Origin of the sequence: Pseudomonas sp. TH49, assembly GCF_016650625.1 — a bacterium.
In the GTDB taxonomy this organism is placed as follows: domain Bacteria; phylum Pseudomonadota; class Gammaproteobacteria; order Pseudomonadales; family Pseudomonadaceae; genus Aquipseudomonas; species Aquipseudomonas fluorescens_H.
This window is the reverse complement of sequence record NZ_JAEKFL010000002.1, coordinates 54,105-72,931: the sequence shown is the minus strand read 5'-3', so window position 1 is coordinate 72,931 and position 18,827 is coordinate 54,105. Positions and strand designations below refer to the sequence as shown.

The window sequence follows — 18,827 nt, the reverse complement described above, 5'->3', positions numbered from 1 at the left end:
GTCAGTGCGCCTTGTGCTCGACGGCCGGAGCGTCAGCCTGCAGTTTCTGCACGTCGCTCACCGCCAACGCTGCCGATTGACCGCCCCAGCCTTGCCGCAGGTAGTTCAGCAGATCGGTCAGCTGTTCAGCGCTGAGCTTGTCGGCGAAACCCGGCATCGGTTGCATGTGTTCGAACCCGGCGAATTTCTGCTCGCCGATGCCGTCCTCGATCACCCGCACCAGGTTGCGCGGATCTTCCAGACGCAGCGTGGTGTTGCCGCGCATGGCCACGGCGATGTGCGGTTTGCCTTCGCCACCGGCAGCATGACAACCGGCGCAGACGTTCAAATATTCCTGACGGCCGCGCTGGGCGCTCGGGCTGAGTTTGTCCAGCGACACTTCAGCCAGCTCTTTGGCTACTGGTGGTTTGTCGCCGAGCAGGAACGTCGCCATCGCCGCCAGATCCTGATCGTTCAGGCCCTGGGTGCTGTTGTGGAACACCGGGAACATCTCGTTGAACATCGTGCCTTGGGCGCTCATGCCGTGCTTGAGGAACGTGCTCAGGTCCTGCTGATTCCAGCCGCGCGCCGCCAGATCGGCGGCGAGCAGGCTCGGTGCCAGATAACCGTTGAGGATGCCGCCGGTCAGGCGCTTGTCCAATTGCATCGCACCCGGCAGGCCGCGTGGCGTGTGGCATTCGCCGCAGTGGCCGAGCACCTCGACCATGTACTGACCGCGCTTCCAGGCTTCGCTTTTGCCTTCGCCCGACTCGAGTTTCAAGGCCTTGCCATACATCATGTTCCAGCCGATCAGGCCCGGACGCACGTTGAACGGAAAACTCAGGCTGGTGACCGGCGCGGCGCGCTCGATCGGCTCGATGGTTTTCAAGTAAGCGTGGATTGCATCCGAGTCTTCCCGAGGCACCAGGTGATACGAGGTGTAGGGCATCGCCGGATACAGATTCGCCCCGTCGCGACGCTTGCCTTCGGTCAGCGCAGCGAAGAATTCGTCATCGCTGTACAGACCGATGCCGTGCTCTTTGCTCGGGGTGATGTTGGTGCCGTAGATCGTGCCGAACGGCGACACGATCGGCAGCCCGCCGGCAAACGGCGCGCCACCGGGTGCGGTATGGCACGCCATGCAGTCGGCAGCGCGAGCGAGGTATTCGCCGCGCTTGACCTGATCATCAGCGTGAGCAAACAACACCGGTGCAGCCAGCCCGACCGCCAGGGTCAGGCGGGTCAATAGATGCTTCATGCTCAACCCTCCTTGACCAGGCCGAGATCGGTCAGCACGTTGCGCGTGGCGTTGTAGTAACGCACGTACCCGGTGCAACGGCAGATGTGGTGGCCGAGGCTGTCCTCAATGACTTTTTCCAGTTGGCTTTTGACGATCGGCTGGCGCTGCAGCTTCTCTACCAGCACCGTCGCGGCGTTGACGAAGCCCGGCGCGCAGTAGCTGCACTGGAAGGCGAATTCGTCGACGAAGCGCTGCTGGATCGGGTTCAGCTCGGTGACCTGACCGCTCTCATCACGCTTGGCGTGACTTTCGATGGTGCGGACTTTCTTGCCTTCGAAGTAATGCGCGCCAGTGATGCAGGTGCGCACTTCTTCGCTGGTGCCGTCCGGGTTGTCGACGATCACCACGCAGGCGTGGCAGATGCCCTGGCCGCAGCCCAGGCGCGAACCGGTGAGGTTCTTGTATTCGTGCAGATAGTCGATCATCGGCAGGTCATCAGGGATGTCCACCGGGCCGACGGATTGACCATTGAGGGTCAGTTGAAGCGGACGGTTAGCCATTGAGGGCCTCCTTGATGCGCGCAGCAGTGATTGGCAGATCGCGAACACGTTTACCGATGGCGTGCGCCACGGCGTTACCGATGGCACCGACCACCGGGATCATCACCACTTCGGCGATGCCTTTGGACGGATCGCTTGGCGACAGCGGCGGCAGAATCTCCGCGGTCTGCTTCCACACCGCCACGTGACGGGCCATCGGCAGGCGATAACGGTTGAAGTTCCAGTCACCCTCCCCCGGCCCGCCTTCGTACAGCGGCATCTCTTCCATCAGCGCGTGACCAATGCCCATGGCGATCCCGCCTTCGAGCTGGCCCTTGACCAGTTCTTCGACCAGCACCCGACCGCACTCGACCCACGAATGGTGGTTGAGCACTTCGACTTCCGCCGAGCCTTTGTTGACCTTGAGCTCTACCAGCGTCGCCACCGGGCTGTAGTAAGTCACAGCAGCGTTGTTCAACTGGACCACCGGGTAGTTGATGTTCTGACGATCCAACAGGTGGAAACCCGCTGTGCTCATCAGCGCTTTCTTCGCCTTCGGCGCGCCATCACCGTACTTCACTGCCAGACCGTCGAGCGGCAGACGCTCGCGCACGCCGTCGATGCTGTATTCAGCCTCGGCCCAGCTCCAGCGGTTGAATGCGTGAACGGTGGCACCGGTCACCAGACCACGCTCGTGAGCATGCTTGGCCAGCTCTTCGAAGCTCAATGGCTGCATACCGTTGGCAGTGAGTTTGCCGTCGACCCAATGCGCATCTTCACGACGCACGACATAAGGGTTGGCTTGACCGCCGTAAGGGCCCTGACGCCAGATTTCCATGGCCGCCGGCCACAAGCCGTTGTTGAACAGCACGCGCGCCGCTTCACGGGTTGCGTGGCTGAAATAGTAAGCCGAGTTGGTCGCGGACGATGCCGAGGCCAGCTTGCCGACCCAGCGCGGGTTGCGCAGCAGGTTGTCCTGCTCGGCCTGGCTCATGATGTAAGGGTTGCCGCTGGTGATCAGCTGCATTTCCTTCCATTCGGTTTCGCCGGTCTTGACGTCGTGTGCCGGGCTGCCGAGGAAATCCGCCACGACCAGCGCTTGCGAAGTGGACATGCCAGTGCCGATTTCGATACCGATGTGACGCAGGGTGATGCGCCCCTCGGCGGTGAATTCGATACTGGCCATCGGCGCTTCGGAGCCAGTGCCAAAGTCTTTCTGGCAAATGGCGAAACCCACGCCGTACCAGTTGTCCGGGTCGGCGGCTTCGCGCTGTTTCTTGATCGCGTCGCGGTTTTTCCAGACTTCGTGCACCGAGGCCTTGTCGAGAATCTCGTGCAGGCGCAGAGCACCGGCCGGAATCGCGCCCTGGGTGTTTTTCATGCCCGAACGCAAGGCGTTCTTGCGACGCAGATCAATCGCGTCGACACCGAGGCGATTGGCGATTTCGTCGACCATCATTTCGGTCGAGGCCATGCTTTGCAGGGTGCCGTAACCGCGCATCGAACCCGCTTCAACACCACGCGAGTGGTAAGCGGTGACCTGCAGATCGTTCTGCGGCATGTAGTAGATCGACTGCGCCGCCGTGGCACCCACTGCCGCTACCGACGGGCTGTAGTTGATACGACCGCCACCGTCGACGCTCATCTCGGCACGGAAAATCTTGAAGCTGTAGTCGTTCTTGTCCACCGCCAGTTGGTAGCGGATGTCGAACGGGTGGCGCTTGATGCCGCTCTGGAACTGCTCGTAGCGGTCATTGGCCAGACGGATCGGCACACCGGCGCCATACAGCGCAGCGAGGGCCGCGTAGTAGACGAAGATGTTGTGGTCTTTGGAACCGTAGCCCACGGTGTAGCCCGGGTGCATGTTCAGGTTCGCCAGGCCGAAGCGCGATGGCGCGATCATTTTCGCGGTTTCGGTCGCGGCTTCCAGCGGGCACTGAGTGGCGACCACGAAGTGCAGGGTCTTGGTTGCCGGGTCGTACCAGCCGTTGCCGTTGTCTGGCTCCATGGCGGCCGGTTCGATCGACGGGGTCTTGTAGCGCTCGTCGAACACCAGCCAGTTGTCCGGCGGCGTGTCGATCTGCTGCTTCATGCGATCGGCGTAGAACAGGCCGCGCTCGGTCAGGTTGCCGTGCAGGTTCGGCTGGGAATTCCATACCGGGCGACGGTTCTTCAGCATCGGGAACAGGATCGAGTCCTTGAGGCTGGCGAATTCATCTTCGTCGGCCGAGGTCGGGCCGCCCACACGCACGTAGCGGAAGCTGCCATAGGGGTCGCCTTCGTAGTACGGCACTTGTGCACCGTAACGAATCGCCTTGTCATTGAATTTGAGTTTGTTCTTGGCCTGGCGGAAACGCTCGAAATCGTTCCAGATCAGGATCGCCACCGGGTGACCGATGAACATCGGCACTTTGCCTTCCGGCAGCAATGGGTCCGGCGCGTGCTCTTCCGGGAAGACGATGCCGTCCTTGTCCAGATCGGCAGCGGTGACGATACGGTCAGGTTGCAAGTCGGCACCAAGCCACGACAGGTCGTAGCCGGCGTAGATACGGTCAGCCTTGATGGTTTTCAGCAGCATGGCGTGGCCTTGCTGTTCAGGCCAGCCCGGCATGTCCTTGGAGCGAATGTCGCGGGCAAACACTTTGCTGCCGCAGACCTTGGACAAGGCGTCGTTACGTTGGCGTGCCTTGCCGTTGTGGCCGAGCCACTTCTCGGACGGCACGGTTACGCTGTTTTCCATCAAGGCAGCCAGCGCCTGACTGCTGAGCGGCGTGAGCGTGACGCTCACACCCGCCACCAGCCCGCCCTGGAGGAACGAGCGCCGGGATATATCACGGTTGGACATGGATCATCCTCTGGGCGGTTATGTGTCCGCCCTTCTGGTTATCTACTGGGAATCTCGAGTCTTGCAGAAGCCCTTCTTGGCGAAACAAAGGGCGTGTTGACAGTGCAAAGCTGACCGAAAGGTTAACTTTAAAGGTTTCTGAGCGTCCGGCAAACAACCAGTTACAAAAATTTGACTAAAGAATCAAAAAATCAATGCGACGTGGCACCGCAGCAGATCGCTGAACATATCGACACCCCTTGTGGGAGCGAGCCTGCTCGCGAAAGCGTTCTTCCAGCCAATACTGATTTTGAACGTGCCGACGCCTTCGCGAGCAGGCTCGCTCCCACAGGGATTTGCGCTGGATTGAGGAGGAAGGAAGAGAGAAAAGCCAAATTTCAGACACAAAAAACCCCGGTCTTTCGACCAGGGTCTTTGCTATCGATTCCGAAACAACCAACGGTTGCTTTCGGTGTTTCAAGGCGTTCAGTGGTCCTTGAAACAGATATGGCGCAGCGGACGGGACTCGAACCCGCGACCCCCGGCGTGACAGGCCGGTATTCTAACCGACTGAACTACCGCTGCGTATCGCTTTGAGCTTGCGCTCAAGTAACTCGTTTTGACTGAAAGCTTCGGTGCTTTTCAATCGCGAACCAGACAATGCCTGACTCGTAAAATATGGCGCAGCGGACGGGACTCGAACCCGCGACCCCCGGCGTGACAGGCCGGTATTCTAACCGACTGAACTACCGCTGCGCGTCGGTGGAGGCACTTTCAGCCTACCTCTTGCTTGCGCAAGTTTCTCGGGGAGTGGTGGGTGATGACGGGATCGAACCGCCGACATTCTGCTTGTAAGGCAGACGCTCTCCCAGCTGAGCTAATCACCCGTTTGCATCTCCGAGGCCGCGAAATTTACGCAGGTAGCGAACCTAAGTCAATAGCAGGATTGAAGTTTTTCTGAAAAAGACAAAATTGCTTCCTACCTGCGAGACCGCCTTCGCGAGCAAGCCCGCTCCCACAGGGAAATGCATTCCTCATGTGGGAGCGAGCTTGCTCGCGAAGACGGCAGCCCATTTGACGCAAATTCAGGAGAAGAACGCGATCTACTCGGTGTAAATCATCTTCTTGGTCATGCCACCATCAACGACGAATTCCTGCCCGGTGACAAACCCGGCATTGCGCGACAACAGCCACGCCACCATCGCCGCCACATCCTCGACCGTCCCTACCCTGCCCGCCGGATGCTGCGCATGATCGGCATCGGCAAGCGGCTCGGCACGTCGTGCGGATGGATCCCGTGCATCGATCCAGCCCGGACTGACCGCATTGACGCGAATCTCTGGCCCGAGACTGATCGCCAACGCATGGGTCAACGCCAACAAGCCGCCCTTGCTCGCCGCATACGCCTCGGAATCAGCCTCCGACTGCCGCGCACGGGTCGAGGCCAGATTGACGATCGAGCCGTTATGCGCGCGCAGATACGGCGCACAGTGCTTGGCCAGCAACATCGGCCCACTGAGATTCACCGCCAGCACCCGGTTCCAGTAAGCCAGATCAAGACTTTCCAGCGTGATGTTGTGCGGATCAGCCACCGCCGCGTTGCACACCAACGCATCGAGACGACCAAACTGCCCAAGCACTTCGGCGACACCCAGCGCGACCTGGCTCTCATCCGCCACGTCCATGGCGATGAACCAGGCATTCTCGCCCAGCACCTTCGCCACTTTCGAACCGCGCACACGATCCAGATCGGTCAACACCACTTGCCAGCCTTCGCTGATCAGCCAGGCAGCAATACCCAGACCGATGCCACGCGCGGCACCGGTGACCAGCGCCACGCGGCCATGGGTGCCCGCCTTCGGAGTAGACAATTCGATCACAACGCCGCCAGACCGCGCGACAGGTCGGCCTGCAGGTCCGCCACGTCTTCCAGACCGACCGCGATGCGGATCAGGCTGTCACGAATCCCTGCGGCTTCTCGCTCCTGTGGCGCCAGACGGCCGTGGGAAGTGGTGCTCGGGTGAGTGATGGTGGTTTTGCTGTCACCGAGGTTGGCGGTGATCGAGATCAAGCGAGTGGCGTCGATAAAGCGCCACGCGCCCTCTTTGCCGCCCTTGACCTCGAAACTCACCACCGCACCGAAGCCCTTCTGCTGACGCTGGGCCAGCTCATGCTGCGGATGGCTCTTGAGACCGGCGTAATGAACCTTCTCGATACCGTCCTGCTGCTCCAGCCATTCGGCCAGTTGCTGGGCGTTGGCGCAGTGCGCTTTCATCCGCAGATTCAGGGTTTCCAGGCCCTTGAGGAAGATCCAGGCGTTGAACGGGCTCAGTGTCGGCCCGGCGGTGCGCAGGAAGCCGACAATTTCTTTCATCTGCTCGCTGCGACCAGCCACCACACCGCCCATGCAACGGCCCTGGCCGTCGATGAACTTGGTCGCCGAGTGCACGACGATGTCCGCGCCGAGTTTCAGCGGCTGCTGCAAGGCAGGCGTGCAGAAGCAGTTGTCGACCACCAGCATCGCGCCTTTGGCGTGAGCGATTTCCGCCAGCGCGGCGATATCCACCAGCTCAGCCAGCGGGTTGGACGGCGACTCGACGAACAGCAGCTTGGTGTTCGGCTTGATCGCCGCATCCCAACCCGACAGATCGGCCAGCGGCACGTAGTCGACTTGTACACCGAAACGCTTGAAGTACTTCTCGAACAGACTGATGGTCGAACCGAACACGCTGCGCGACACCAGGACGTGATCACCGGCGCTGCACAGGCTCATCACCACAGCCATGATCGCGGCCATGCCCGTGGCGGTGGCGACCGCTTGTTCGGCGCCTTCCAGCGCGGCGATACGCTCTTCGAACGCGCGCACGGTCGGATTGGTGTAGCGCGAGTAAACGTTGCCCGGCACTTCCCCGGCAAACCGCGCAGCCGCGTCGGCGGCGGTACGGAACACGTAGCTGGAAGTGAAGAACATCGGATCACCGTGTTCGCCTTCCGGCGTACGGTGCTGACCGGCACGTACGGCCAGGGTATCGAACGCTACGCCTTCGAGGTCGCTGTCCAGCCGACCGGCATCCCATTCCTGACTCATGCTGTCACTCCTTGCCCTGTTCTGAATAAATGAAAGTCTTTTGCCAGATACAAAACCGGCCCCTCAGGGCCGGTAGAAACTCAGTTGTTGTACAGATCGATGATCGCACTGACCGCCTGGGTCTTGACCTTCGAGGCATCGTTGCGTGCCTGCTCGATCTTGTCCAGGTAAGCCTCGTCGACGTCGCCGGTGACGTACTTGCCGTCGAACACTGCGCAATCGAAGTTTTCGATCTTGATCTTGCCGCCACCGACCGCTTCGATCAAGTCAGGCAGGTCCTGATAGATCAGCCAGTCAGCGCCGATCAGATCCGCCACATCCTGAGTCGAACGATTGTGCGCGATCAGTTCGTGAGCGCTCGGCATGTCGATGCCGTAAACGTTCGGGAAGCGTACCGCAGGAGCCGCCGAGCAGAAGTAGACGTTTTTCGCGCCGGCTTCGCGAGCCATCTGGATGATCTGCTTGCAGGTGGTGCCGCGCACGATCGAGTCATCGACCAGCATCACGTTCTTGCCGCGGAATTCCAGCTCGATCGCGTTGAGCTTCTGGCGAACCGACTTCTTGCGCGCCGCCTGACCCGGCATGATGAAGGTACGACCGATGTAACGGTTCTTGACGAAGCCTTCGCGAAATTTCACGCCCAGGTGGTTCGCCAGTTCCAGCGCGGCGGTGCGGCTGGTGTCCGGGATCGGGATGACCACGTCGATGTCGTGCTCTGGACGCTCGCGCAGGATCTTCTCGGCGAGTTTCTCGCCCATGCGCAGACGCGCCTTGTACACCGACACACCGTCGATGATCGAATCCGGACGCGCCAGGTAGACGTGTTCGAAGATGCACGGGGTCAGGGACGGGTTGGTCGCGCACTGACGAGTGTGCAGCTTGCCGTCTTCAGTGATGTAGACCGCTTCGCCCGGGGCCAGGTCGCGGATCAGGGTGAAACCGAGCACGTCCAGCGAAACGCTTTCGGAAGCGATCATGTACTCGACGCCTTCGTCGGTGTGACGCTGGCCGAACACGATCGGACGAATGCCGTGCGGGTCACGGAAACCGACGATGCCGTAACCGGTGATCATCGCCACCACCGCGTAACCGCCGACGCAACGGTTGTGCACGTCGGTCACGGCGGCAAATACATCTTCTTCGGTCGGCTGCAGCTTGCCGCGCTGGGCCAGCTCGTGAGCGAACACGTTCAACAATACTTCCGAGTCGGAACTGGTATTGACGTGACGCAGGTCGGATTCGTAGATTTCCTTGGCCAACTGTTCAACGTTGGTCAGGTTGCCGTTGTGCGCCAGGGTAATGCCGTAAGGCGAGTTGACGTAAAACGGCTGCGCTTCGGCCGAGGTCGAACTGCCGGCAGTCGGGTAACGGACGTGGCCGATACCCATGTGGCCGACCAGGCGCTGCATGTGACGCTGCTGAAACACGTCACGCACCAGGCCATTGTCCTTGCGCAGGAATAACCGGCCATCATGGCTGGTCACGATACCGGCAGCGTCCTGGCCGCGGTGCTGGAGCACGGTTAGCGCGTCATACAGCGCCTGATTGACGTTCGACTTACCGACGATACCGACGATGCCACACATGCGACGCAACCCCTACTTAATGGATCTGAACTGAACAACACTCACTGAGGCGTTTTGGCCGACGGCAAGAGTTGCTCCTTGAACGGAATATCAGCGGGTACGCTGATTCCGCTGGCAAGCCACTGACTGCTCCACCCGAGAATCAGGTTTTTGGACCAATCGGCGACCAATAGAAACTTTGGCACGAGCTGTGACTCTTTCCACCACCCGTCCTGCTGTACCGGCCCCAGGCTCAACAGCCCGACTGCCACGACCACCAGCAACACGCCACGCGCCGCGCCGAAGGCCATGCCCAGGAATCGGTCGGTGCCGGACAACCCGGTCACGCGAACCAACTCGCCGATAAGATAATTGATCATTGCGCCCACGATCAGTGTGGCGACAAACATGATGGCACAGCCCGCGATCACGCGAGCCGATGGGGTTTCGATGTATCCGGCGAGGTACTCGGACAGAGAGCCACCGAACATCCAGGCAACAGCTCCTGCGATGATCCAGGTCACCAGCGATAATGCTTCCTTGACGAAGCCGCGGCTCAAACTGATCAAAGCGGAGATGGCGATGATTGCAACAATCGCCCAGTCAACCATGGTAAATGGCACAGTGCAGCCTACAGACGGATAAGGCGGCGCATTTTAGCAGAGCGCACCGCTGTCGGTAAGCTGCGATTGTCAGTGCATTTCAATCCGGACGATAGTTTTTAGCCACGCTCAGGCTGGAAGCGCACGACAAAACCCTTAAGGTTCTGCTGACGGCCCAACAGATCACGCAGGCGATCAGCTTCGGCGCGCTCGATCAGCGGGCCGACGAACACCCGATTCTTGCCATCGGCGGAACGGATGTAGGCGTTGTAGCCTTGGCTGCGCAGGGTTTTCTGCAGGCTTTCGGCGCTGGCGCGACTCGACAGACTGGCCAGTTGCACCGACCAGCTGACCGACAGACCGTTGGCGTCGACGCGGCTTTGTGTGGTGTCAGGCTTGGCCGGAGCGGCAGCAATCGGCTGAGCCGGCGCCGGAGCAGGCTTGGCGACTGGCGCAGGCGCAACCGGTTTGGCTACCGGAGCCGGTGCCGGCGCTGGTGCCGCGGCAATCGGCATCGACGGCGCTGATTGCTCCGCCACTTCGTCATCACTCGGGACCGGTTCCTGCGGCAGTGCTTGCGGCTCGGGCACGGCTACCGGCTCAAGCTGCACTTGCGGCACGGCAGGCGCTTGCGGCGCAGCCGGCGCATCGACCGTGACCTGGCGCTGCTCGTCCTGACGGGAAAACAGCATCGGCAGGAAAATCACCGCCAGCGCCACCAGCACCAGGGCACCAACCATGCGCTGCTTGTACGCTTTATCCAGCAAAGCCATTTGCCGCTTCCTCCGTGGAGCGCCGGGCCAGCCATTCAAGGGCCTCGGCGACACAATAAAATGATCCGAACAACAGAATCTCGTCGTCGCTGGTTGCGATCTCGCACTGCCCTTCCAGCGCAGCCGCGACACTGTCATAGGACGTGACAGAGGCGCCAAGGTTCTGCAACGCCGCGTGTAATTCACTGACCGGACGCGCGCGCGGCGAATCCAGCGGCGCTACCGCCCAGTGCTCGACACTAGCATTCAATTCGCCGACAACACCATCCAGATCCTTGTCCGCCAACAGGCCGAATACCGCCAGACGCTTGCCCACCGGTGGCCGACTGGCCAGACGTCGCGCCAGATACTCCGCCGCGTGCGGGTTATGCCCCACGTCCAGCAGCAGGTTCAGGCGCTTGCCGTTGAACTCGAACGAGCGGCGATCCAGCCGGCCGACCACGCGAGTGGCCTGCAAGGCCGCAACAATTTGCGACGCATTCCACGGCAAACCGAGCAGCAGATACGCCTGCAATGCCAGCGCTGCGTTTTCCATCGGCAGGTCGAGCAGCGGCAAATCATGCAATTCGACCGCCTGACCCTGTGCGTCAGTGCCGCGCCATTGCCAGTTGTGATCGGTGATTCCCAGATCGAAGTCGCGCCCGCGCAGAGAGAACGGGCACGCCAGCTCGCGAACCTTGTCGAGCAGAGGTTGCGGAGGATTCAGGTCGCCGCACAGCGCAGGCTTGCCCTGGCGGAAAATCCCGGCCTTCTCGAAAGCCACGGACTCGCGGGTATTACCCAGGTACTCGGCATGATCGACACCAATGCTGGTGACCAGCGCGATATCGGCATCCACCACGTTGACCGTGTCCAGACGCCCGCCCAGACCGACTTCCAGCACCACAGCGTCAAGCTTTGCCTGCTGAAACAGCCAGAACGCCGCCAGGGTGCCCATTTCGAAGTAAGTCAGGGAAGTGTCGCCACGCCCGGCCTCGACCGCAGCGAAAGCTTCGCACAGCTGTGCGTCAGTGGCTTCGACGCCATTGAGCTGCACCCGCTCGTTGTAACGCAGCAGGTGCGGAGAATTGTAGACACCCACGCTCAGGCCCTGCGCCCGCAGCAACGAAGCCACGAAAGCGCAGGTCGAACCCTTGCCGTTGGTGCCGGTGACCGTAATCACCCGAGGCGCCGGCTGGCCCAGCCCCATGCGGGACGCTACCTGTTGCGAACGCTCCAGCCCCATGTCGATGGCCGATGGATGCAACTGCTCAAGGTAGGCGAGCCACTCGCCAAGGGTACGCTCGGTCATACGTTGGCAGGCACCGGTGGAACGACGATTGGCTCGACAGGAGCGGCGACGTAGGTCGGAGTCGGCTGGCCGGTCAGTTGCGCCAGCAGATTGCCCAGACGTGGACGCAATTCACGACGATCAATGATCAGGTCGATCGCGCCATGCTCCAGCAGGAACTCGCTGCGCTGGAAGCCTTCCGGCAGCTTTTCACGCACGGTCTGCTCGATCACACGCGGACCGGCGAAGCCGATCAGGGCTTTCGGCTCACCGACGATCACGTCGCCGAGCATTGCCAGACTGGCGGAAACGCCGCCGTAGACCGGGTCGGTCAGCACCGAGATGAACGGAATGCCTTCTTCACGCAAACGCGCGAGCACGGCCGAAGTCTTGGCCATCTGCATCAGCGAGATCAGCGCTTCCTGCATGCGCGCACCACCGGAGGCGGCGAAGCAGATCATCGGGCAACGGTTTTCCAGGGCGTAGTTGGCGGCGCGCACGAAGCGCTCACCGACGATGGCGCCCATGGAACCGCCCATGAAGCTGAATTCGAACGCCGACACCACCACCGGCATACCCAGCAGGGTGCCACTGACGGAGATCAGCGCGTCTTTTTCGCCGGTCTGCTTTTGGGCTGCGACCAGACGGTCCTTGTACTTCTTGCCGTCGCGGAATTTCAGACGGTCAACCGGCTCCAGGTCTGCACCCAGCTCGTTGCGGCCTTCGGCATCCAGGAAGATGTCGATGCGCGCCCGTGCGCCGATGCGCATGTGGTGGTTGCACTTGGGGCAAACGTCCAGGGTCTTTTCCAGCTCAGGGCGATACAGCACAGCCTCGCAGGACGGGCATTTGTGCCACAGACCTTCAGGCACCGAGCTCTTCTTGACCTCCGAACGCATGATCGAAGGGATCAGTTTGTCTACCAACCAGTTGCTCATGCTTTTTTTTCTCCAGTACCGGCGGCCCGAACGCTCTGGTTCGCAGCCCCGCGTATGCCCTTCAGCTAAATTCATGTGTGTGGCGATGATTGATGGAACGCCGCGGTCAGCGCGAAACATGACCTGCGTGCAACTCCAGAAACCCTCAGCCTCGCCTGCTTTGTGCAAGTGCATTGATGGACGGCGGCAGACTGCCAGCCGTCACATCGAAGTAGACGCTCCCTGCGAGCTTCTACGTACGGCATTGATGAACGCGCGGATCTTCGCATGATCCTTGATGCCTTTGCTCGCTTCTACCCCGCCGCTGACATCGACCGCGTAAGGTTTGACCCGGGCTACGGCGTCGGCGACGTTTTCCGGGGTGAGGCCACCGGCCAGGATCAGCGGCTTGCTCAACGTTTGCGGAATCAATGACCAGTCGAATGCCTCGCCGGTTCCGCCGGGCACGCCTTCGACGTAAGTGTCGAGCAGCACGCCACTGGCGCTCGGATAAGCATCGACGGCAGCCGCGATGTCGTCGCCGGCCTTGACCCGCAGCGCCTTGATGTAGGGACGATGCCAGCCTTCACAGTCGGCAACGACTTCGTCGCCATGGAACTGCAACAGATCCAGCGGCACGGCATCGAGGATTTCACCCAACTCGCAGCGGCTGGCATTGACGAACAGGCCAACGGTGGTCACGAACGGCGGCAACGCCTGAATGATCGCCCTCGCCTGCTGCACGCTTACCGCCCGCGGGCTCTTGGCGTAAAACACGAAACCGATCGCATCGGCTCCCGCCTCGACCGCTGCCAACGCATCTTCTATGCGGGTAATCCCGCAAATCTTGCTGCGAACGGCTGACATGTCGATAAAAACCTCAAGGCAAAAACCGGGAAAGTCCCGGATGGTAACAAAAGCGTTCGGGGGCGTCAGCCGTCAAGACCCGAGAAACCCGTAAGGAAATGTGGCCCGATGAAACGCTCGGGCAACGGGAACTCGTCGTGGTACTCGACTTGCACCAGATACAGACCGAACGGATGCGCCGTCACGCCACCGGAACGGCGCTCGCGACTCTCCAGGACTTCCTTCATCCACTCGACCGGACGCTCGCCGGCACCGATGGTCATCAGCACACCGGCAATGTTGCGCACCATGTGGTGCAAAAAGGCGTTGGCGCGAATATCGAGAACGATCATCTTGCCGTGGCGAGTCACGCGCAGGTGGTGCATTTTCTTGATCGGCGATTTCGCTTGGCACTGCCCGGCACGGAACGCACTGAAATCATGAGTACCGATCAGATACTGCGCGGCCTCGGCCATACGCTCGACATCGAGCGGGCGATGGTTCCAGGTGATTTCTTCATTGAGATGGGCCGGACGAATCTGATCGTTGTAGATCACATAGCGATAACGCCGCGCGATGGCTTTGAACCGCGCATGAAAATGCGCCGGCATCACCCGCGCCCAGCTGACGCTGATGTCGTGGGGCAGATTGATATTGGCGCCCATCACCCAGGCTTTCAGCGAACGATCGACTTGCGTATCGAAATGCACCACTTGTCCGCAGGCATGCACGCCCGCGTCGGTACGCCCGGCGCACTGCAGTGAAACCGGCGAGTTGGCGACTTTCGACAAGGCTTTCTCGAGTTCTTCCTGCACCGTGGCCACGCCGGTCAACTGGCGCTGCCAGCCGCTGTAGCGCGAACCTTTGTATTCAACGCCAAGCGCGACGCGGTAAAAGCCGTCGGGTGCCATTTCGGCGACCGGATTATCTATGTTTGCCAAGGTGGGACAGCCTGCTGATGTGCAAAGGCGGGCATTATAAGGCTGTGGACCGGGGATGCCAGTCAGTTCTGTGTTGACGGATCCGACCTCTTCGCGAGCAAGCCCGCTCCCACAGGAGGAATGTATTCCAAATGTGGGAGCGGGCTTGCTCGCGAAGGCGGTCGATCAGGCACCACAGAAATCCAGCCCAAACAAAAACGGCAGCCTCGATGGGCTGCCGTTTTGTTTACCGCCGAATCACGCCAGGTGCGAAAGCATTTCCTTGGCTTCGCCACGCTGCTTTTCGTCACCCTCGGTCAACACTTCGTTGAGGATGTCGCGCGCGCCGTCGCTGTCGCCCATGTCGATGTAGGCCTGAGCCAGATCGAGCTTGGTCGCGGCTTCGTCGGTACCGGCGAGGAAGTCGAAATCGTCTTCCCCCAGATCACCACCCAATGCCGCATCGTTTTCGGTGAAGGTTGGCTCGGCAATGCTCTGCGACAAGCGATCCAGCTCGGCGTTGACGTCATTCAGTTCCGCTGCGAATGCGTCAGGCTCGGCCGCCGGGTTGCTGTCCATTTCGTCAGCCAGCGACAGATCGAAATCGGCCGGCAGCTCCAGATCGTCCTGCGGCACTTCGCTGACGACCGCAGGCTCGACCGGCGACAGGTCTTTCACGCCCTCGTCCAGATCCAGCAGGAAGTCATCGTCCGCCAGGTCCGCCGCCGGGGCTGGCGCAGGCTCGGCACCCAGATCCAGATCGAGGTCGAAGTCCGACAGGTCGTCGAGGTTCTCTTTGATCTCGGTCTGCTGTTGCAGCACCGATTCGAAGCTCAGATCGTCGTCTGCCGGGAATTCGTCCAGCTCTACCGGCGCTTCAGGTGCGACGACAGGGGCAGGCTCAACCGGGGTGATGTTGTCGAGGTCGTCCAGGCTCAGGTCGAACGCGCTATCCAGATCATCTGCCGCAGGAGCAGGCTCAGGTGCAGGCGCCTCTGGCTCGTCGAGCAGCAGATCCTTGACGTATTGCGCGTCCAGTTCGGCGGCGACCGCCGCTGCGGCCAGACCCGCGACCGCGACGACGGCCATAGCCGGGAAGCGTTTTTTCAGTTCTTCGACCTTGGCGAAGTTATCGCCGTTGGCCACCAGCTGACGCTCCTGAGCGACGAACGCATCGCGGTCGCCTTGTTGACCGTAGACTTCCATCAGCTTCAGGCGCAGGTCGCTGCGTTGTGGCTCAAGACTGACGCCCTCTTCCAGCAGAGCTGCAGCCTGATTCAGGCGACCGGCATTGATGTGCGACTGAGCCTTGTCCAGCACGTCATCGGAACGCTCGGCGGACGGTGCGACCAATGGCGCGGCAATCGGCTCAGCCATCACCACCGGAGCCACTACCGCAGCAGGCGCTGGCGCAGGTGCCGGGGTGTTGAGCTTGACGCTGGCAGCAGGTGTTTCCAGGCCTTCGAAGCTGCTTTCCGGCAGATCCTGCTCGGCGGAGAACTCTTGCTCTTCCGCCAGGGCGCGGGCCATGCGCAGGTGTTTCTCGGCTTCTTGCTGGGCTTTGCGGCGACGAGCCAGCAGCAACAGCAGAAGCAGCAGCACCACCGCACCGCCACCGATCAGACCCAGCAGGATCGGATTGGTCAGCAGTTCGTTGAAGGTTTTATCCTCATCGACAACCGGCTTCGGCGCGACCGCCGGCGTTTCGGCAGGCGTATCGACCGGTGGCGCGATCGCCGACTCTGGCGTTGGCGCCGCTTCTGCAGGAGTGGCTGGCGGGGTCGCGGCCAGTTCGGCGGTGATCGCCGGTACGGCAGCAGTGGCGGCTGGCGCAGCGCCCGGGCCTTCGGCCTGCATCTTCGCCAGTTGATTGTTCTTCAGCTCGATCAGGCGTTGCAGCTTGTCCAGCTGACTTTGCAGATCGGCCATGCGGCTTTTCAGTTCCTCGTTGTCACGACGGGTCGTGTCGAGGCTTTCCTGGGTGACCGCCAGTTTGTTGCTCAAGGCCTTGGCATCGCCTGCCGGGCCTTTGCCACGACCCTTGGCGCCTTCGGCAGACACCAGGCTCAGGTTGTCCTTGGCATTTTGCCCGGTGCCGACATTGCTGCGGCCACGCTTGGTGGCATCGAGCTGCTGCTGGCCGGTGCCAGGCTTGGCCACATAGCGACGACCCTGACGCCAGGCTTCGTTCTGCGCCGCCACTTCGGCAATCGCCTTGGACTGCGGCAGCGCGGCACTTTGCGTTGCATCCGGCAGACGCAGCACCTGACCGGTTTTCAGCCGGTTGATGTTGCCGTCGATGAACGCATCCGGGTTCAGCGCCTGAATCGCCAGCATGGTCTGCTGCACCGAACCGCCGGTACGCGCCTTCGCGGCAATTTCCCACAGGGTGTCGCGCGGCGTGGTGGTGTATTGCGTCGGGTGCGTGGCACCAGTGGTTGGCGCAGTGATGGTCTGCGACGGCGCCGGTTGCGCGGCGGCGTCAGCGGTCTGCGGCGAGAACTTCGACGGATCCAGCAGCACGCTGTAATCGCGCAGCAGACGGCCGTTCGGCCACATCACCTGGACGAGGAATTTCACCATCGGTTCCGACAGTGGCTTGCTCGAAGTCACGCGCAGCACGCTCTTGCCGCTGGCGTTGAGCACCGGGGTGAACGTCAGGTCGTTGAGAAAGGCCTGGCGATCAACGCCGGCCTTGGCGAAATCTTCTGGCGAGGCCAGGCTTGGCACCACTTCGGCAGCGGTGAGATCCTTGACGTCGAGCAGCTCGATCTCGGCCACCAGCGGCTGGTTCAGGGTCGACTTCAGGGTCAGCTCCCCGAGCCCGAGGGCATGCGCCATACCGGAGGACAGCGCCGAGGCGGCCGCTATTGCTAACACCAGTTTGCGAACTTGAACCATAGCCTCATCCTTTGTTTGAACGTTCCTCGGCCAGCGAGAAGATGTTGATTGCCGCTGCCGTAAGGCATTGCGCGCGACGACGACAGACTGCCGCGCGCGATCATTTCTTTGATGCCCCGGAAAGTCCCGGAGGGTGACACGTTATCAAGTGCTCCGGGCAAGCATAGCGCTCACCTAGAATCAGTCGACAAATTGTTGCCAAGTATCTTTTACAGCAGGTCTTTTATCAACAATTCAGCGACCTGCACAGCATTCAGGGCTGCCCCTTTGCGTACGTTATCTGACGTCAGCCACAGATTAAGTTCCGCCGGGTCATCGACGCCGCTGCGCACCCGACCGACATAGACCACATCCTGCCCCACCGCGTCACCCACCGCGGTCGGATAATCGCCGGCTTCAACCAGCTCGATGCCGGTCGCGTCCTCAAGTGCAGCGTTGACCTTTGCCAGGTCGACCGCGCTCGCTGACTGCAAGGTCACGCTATAGCTATCGCCAAAAAACACCGGGGCTTGAACGCAAGTTGCGGAAATCTTTAATAAAGGCTGCTTCAGCACCTGACGCAACTCGCGCACCAGACGTTTTTCCAGCAGCGTGTGGCCTTGAGCGTCGGGCGTGCCGACCTGGGCCAGCAGGTTGAAGGCCATCTGACGGTCGAAGAACGTTGGCTCCAGCGGACGCATGTTCAGCAGCTCGGCAGTCTGCCGGGCCAACTCGGTCACGGCTTCGCGACCCTGGGCGGACACGGCCAGATTGGCGGTGACATTGACGTATTGCAGCTCGATCAAATCGAGCAGCGGCGCCAGCACCACGGCCAGCGCAGTGGCCGAAGGGCTTGGGCTGCTGACCTGGAACGGCGCTTTCAGACCGGCGAGCACCTCAGCGTTGGCTTCCGGCACCACTTGCGGCGCCTGCTCGGCCGGCAACGCGCCGGACAGGTCGATCAGCGAGCAACCGGCCGCGTGGGCACGCGCCGCGTAACTCAGGGAAACGGCAGCGCCAGCGGCGAAGAACACCAGTTTGACCTTGCTGAAATCGAACTCGTCGACTTCGCGCACGCGCACGTTCTTGTTGCGAAACAGCACCGAACTGCCGGCGGATTCGCTGCTGGCCAGCAAGTGCAGGTTGCCGACCGGAAAGTCGCGCTCTTCGAGAATCTGAACGAGGGTTTCGCCGACAGTACCGGTGGCGCCGACGACGGCAATATCAAGGGTCTGGGTCATGGTTCTGCCTCTGGCGAAACGGGGGGAGCGGCACTTTACCGGGTGAGTGAGATGCAGGCAATTTCTGCGGGACTTGCAGTGTCTGTTCTGACCTCTTCGCGAGCAAGCCCGCTCCCACAGGGGGAACGCATTTCAAGGGTGGG

General features: G+C 61.3%; 14 protein-coding genes and 3 tRNA genes. All 17 read right to left on the bottom strand.

Going from position 1 to position 18,827, the window contains the following annotated elements:
* Position 1 precedes the first annotated feature (1 nt).
* A complete protein-coding gene (locus JFU48_RS17635; protein ID WP_201137130.1) occupies positions 2–1,237 on the bottom strand; it encodes a c-type cytochrome in 1,236 nt (411 codons plus the stop codon).
* A 2-nt stretch (positions 1,238–1,239) separates the two neighbouring features.
* Positions 1,240–1,779 carry a (2Fe-2S)-binding protein gene (locus JFU48_RS17630; RefSeq protein ID WP_003226408.1) on the bottom strand — a complete coding sequence of 180 codons (540 nt, stop codon included), beginning with the start codon at positions 1,777–1,779 and terminating at the stop codon, positions 1,240–1,242.
* Positions 1,772–4,603, bottom strand: a complete 2,832-nt coding sequence (locus tag JFU48_RS17625; RefSeq protein ID WP_139055549.1) for a xanthine dehydrogenase family protein molybdopterin-binding subunit — start codon at positions 4,601–4,603, stop codon at positions 1,772–1,774. The genes JFU48_RS17630 and JFU48_RS17625 overlap by 8 nt, the downstream gene beginning before the upstream one ends.
* A gap of 487 nt (positions 4,604–5,090) precedes the next feature.
* Positions 5,091–5,167, bottom strand: a tRNA-Asp gene (locus tag JFU48_RS17620).
* A gap of 94 nt (positions 5,168–5,261) precedes the next feature.
* Positions 5,262–5,338 (bottom strand) — tRNA-Asp (locus tag JFU48_RS17615).
* Between the two features lie 55 nt (positions 5,339–5,393).
* Positions 5,394–5,469 (bottom strand) — tRNA-Val (locus JFU48_RS17610).
* Positions 5,470–5,685: 216 nt separating this feature from the next.
* Positions 5,686–6,462 carry an SDR family oxidoreductase gene (locus tag JFU48_RS17605; RefSeq protein WP_003226413.1) on the bottom strand — a complete coding sequence of 259 codons (777 nt, stop codon included), beginning with the start codon at positions 6,460–6,462 and terminating at the stop codon, positions 5,686–5,688.
* The gene (locus tag JFU48_RS17600) at positions 6,459–7,670 is read right to left on the bottom strand and encodes an O-succinylhomoserine sulfhydrylase (RefSeq protein WP_003226414.1); all 1,212 of its coding nucleotides are present in this window, start codon (positions 7,668–7,670) and stop codon (positions 6,459–6,461) included. The genes JFU48_RS17605 and JFU48_RS17600 overlap by 4 nt, the downstream gene beginning before the upstream one ends.
* A gap of 80 nt (positions 7,671–7,750) precedes the next feature.
* Complete coding sequence (gene purF / locus JFU48_RS17595) at positions 7,751–9,256, bottom strand: amidophosphoribosyltransferase (RefSeq protein WP_003226416.1); 1,506 nt, start codon at positions 9,254–9,256, stop codon at positions 7,751–7,753.
* 41 nt (positions 9,257–9,297) lie between these two features.
* On the bottom strand, positions 9,298–9,858 hold the full coding sequence (locus JFU48_RS17590; protein ID WP_045122548.1) for a CvpA family protein: 561 nt from the start codon (positions 9,856–9,858) through the stop codon (positions 9,298–9,300).
* Positions 9,859–9,956: 98 nt separating this feature from the next.
* Positions 9,957–10,610 (bottom strand): SPOR domain-containing protein, encoded by a 654-nt coding sequence (locus tag JFU48_RS17585; RefSeq protein WP_201137129.1) that lies wholly within the window; start codon positions 10,608–10,610, stop codon positions 9,957–9,959.
* The gene (folC, locus tag JFU48_RS17580) at positions 10,594–11,901 is read right to left on the bottom strand and encodes a bifunctional tetrahydrofolate synthase/dihydrofolate synthase (protein WP_201137128.1); all 1,308 of its coding nucleotides are present in this window, start codon (positions 11,899–11,901) and stop codon (positions 10,594–10,596) included. The genes JFU48_RS17585 and folC overlap by 17 nt, the downstream gene beginning before the upstream one ends.
* Positions 11,898–12,818, bottom strand: coding sequence for an acetyl-CoA carboxylase, carboxyltransferase subunit beta (gene accD / locus JFU48_RS17575; RefSeq protein WP_027611535.1), 921 nt, complete (start codon positions 12,816–12,818; stop codon positions 11,898–11,900). The genes folC and accD overlap by 4 nt, the downstream gene beginning before the upstream one ends.
* 201 nt (positions 12,819–13,019) lie before the next feature.
* A complete protein-coding gene (locus JFU48_RS17570) occupies positions 13,020–13,664 on the bottom strand; it encodes a phosphoribosylanthranilate isomerase (protein ID WP_103520452.1) in 645 nt (214 codons plus the stop codon).
* Positions 13,665–13,729: 65 nt separating this feature from the next.
* A complete protein-coding gene (truA, locus tag JFU48_RS17565) occupies positions 13,730–14,554 on the bottom strand; it encodes a tRNA pseudouridine(38-40) synthase TruA (RefSeq protein ID WP_171061913.1) in 825 nt (274 codons plus the stop codon).
* Between the two features lie 267 nt (positions 14,555–14,821).
* Entirely contained in the window at positions 14,822–17,464 is a 2,643-nt protein-coding gene (locus JFU48_RS17560; protein WP_201137127.1) for a FimV family protein, read from the bottom strand.
* 209 nt (positions 17,465–17,673) lie between these two features.
* Positions 17,674–18,684, bottom strand: a complete 1,011-nt coding sequence (locus tag JFU48_RS17555) for an aspartate-semialdehyde dehydrogenase (protein ID WP_201137126.1) — start codon at positions 18,682–18,684, stop codon at positions 17,674–17,676.
* Between the last annotated feature and the right edge of the window lie 143 nt (positions 18,685–18,827).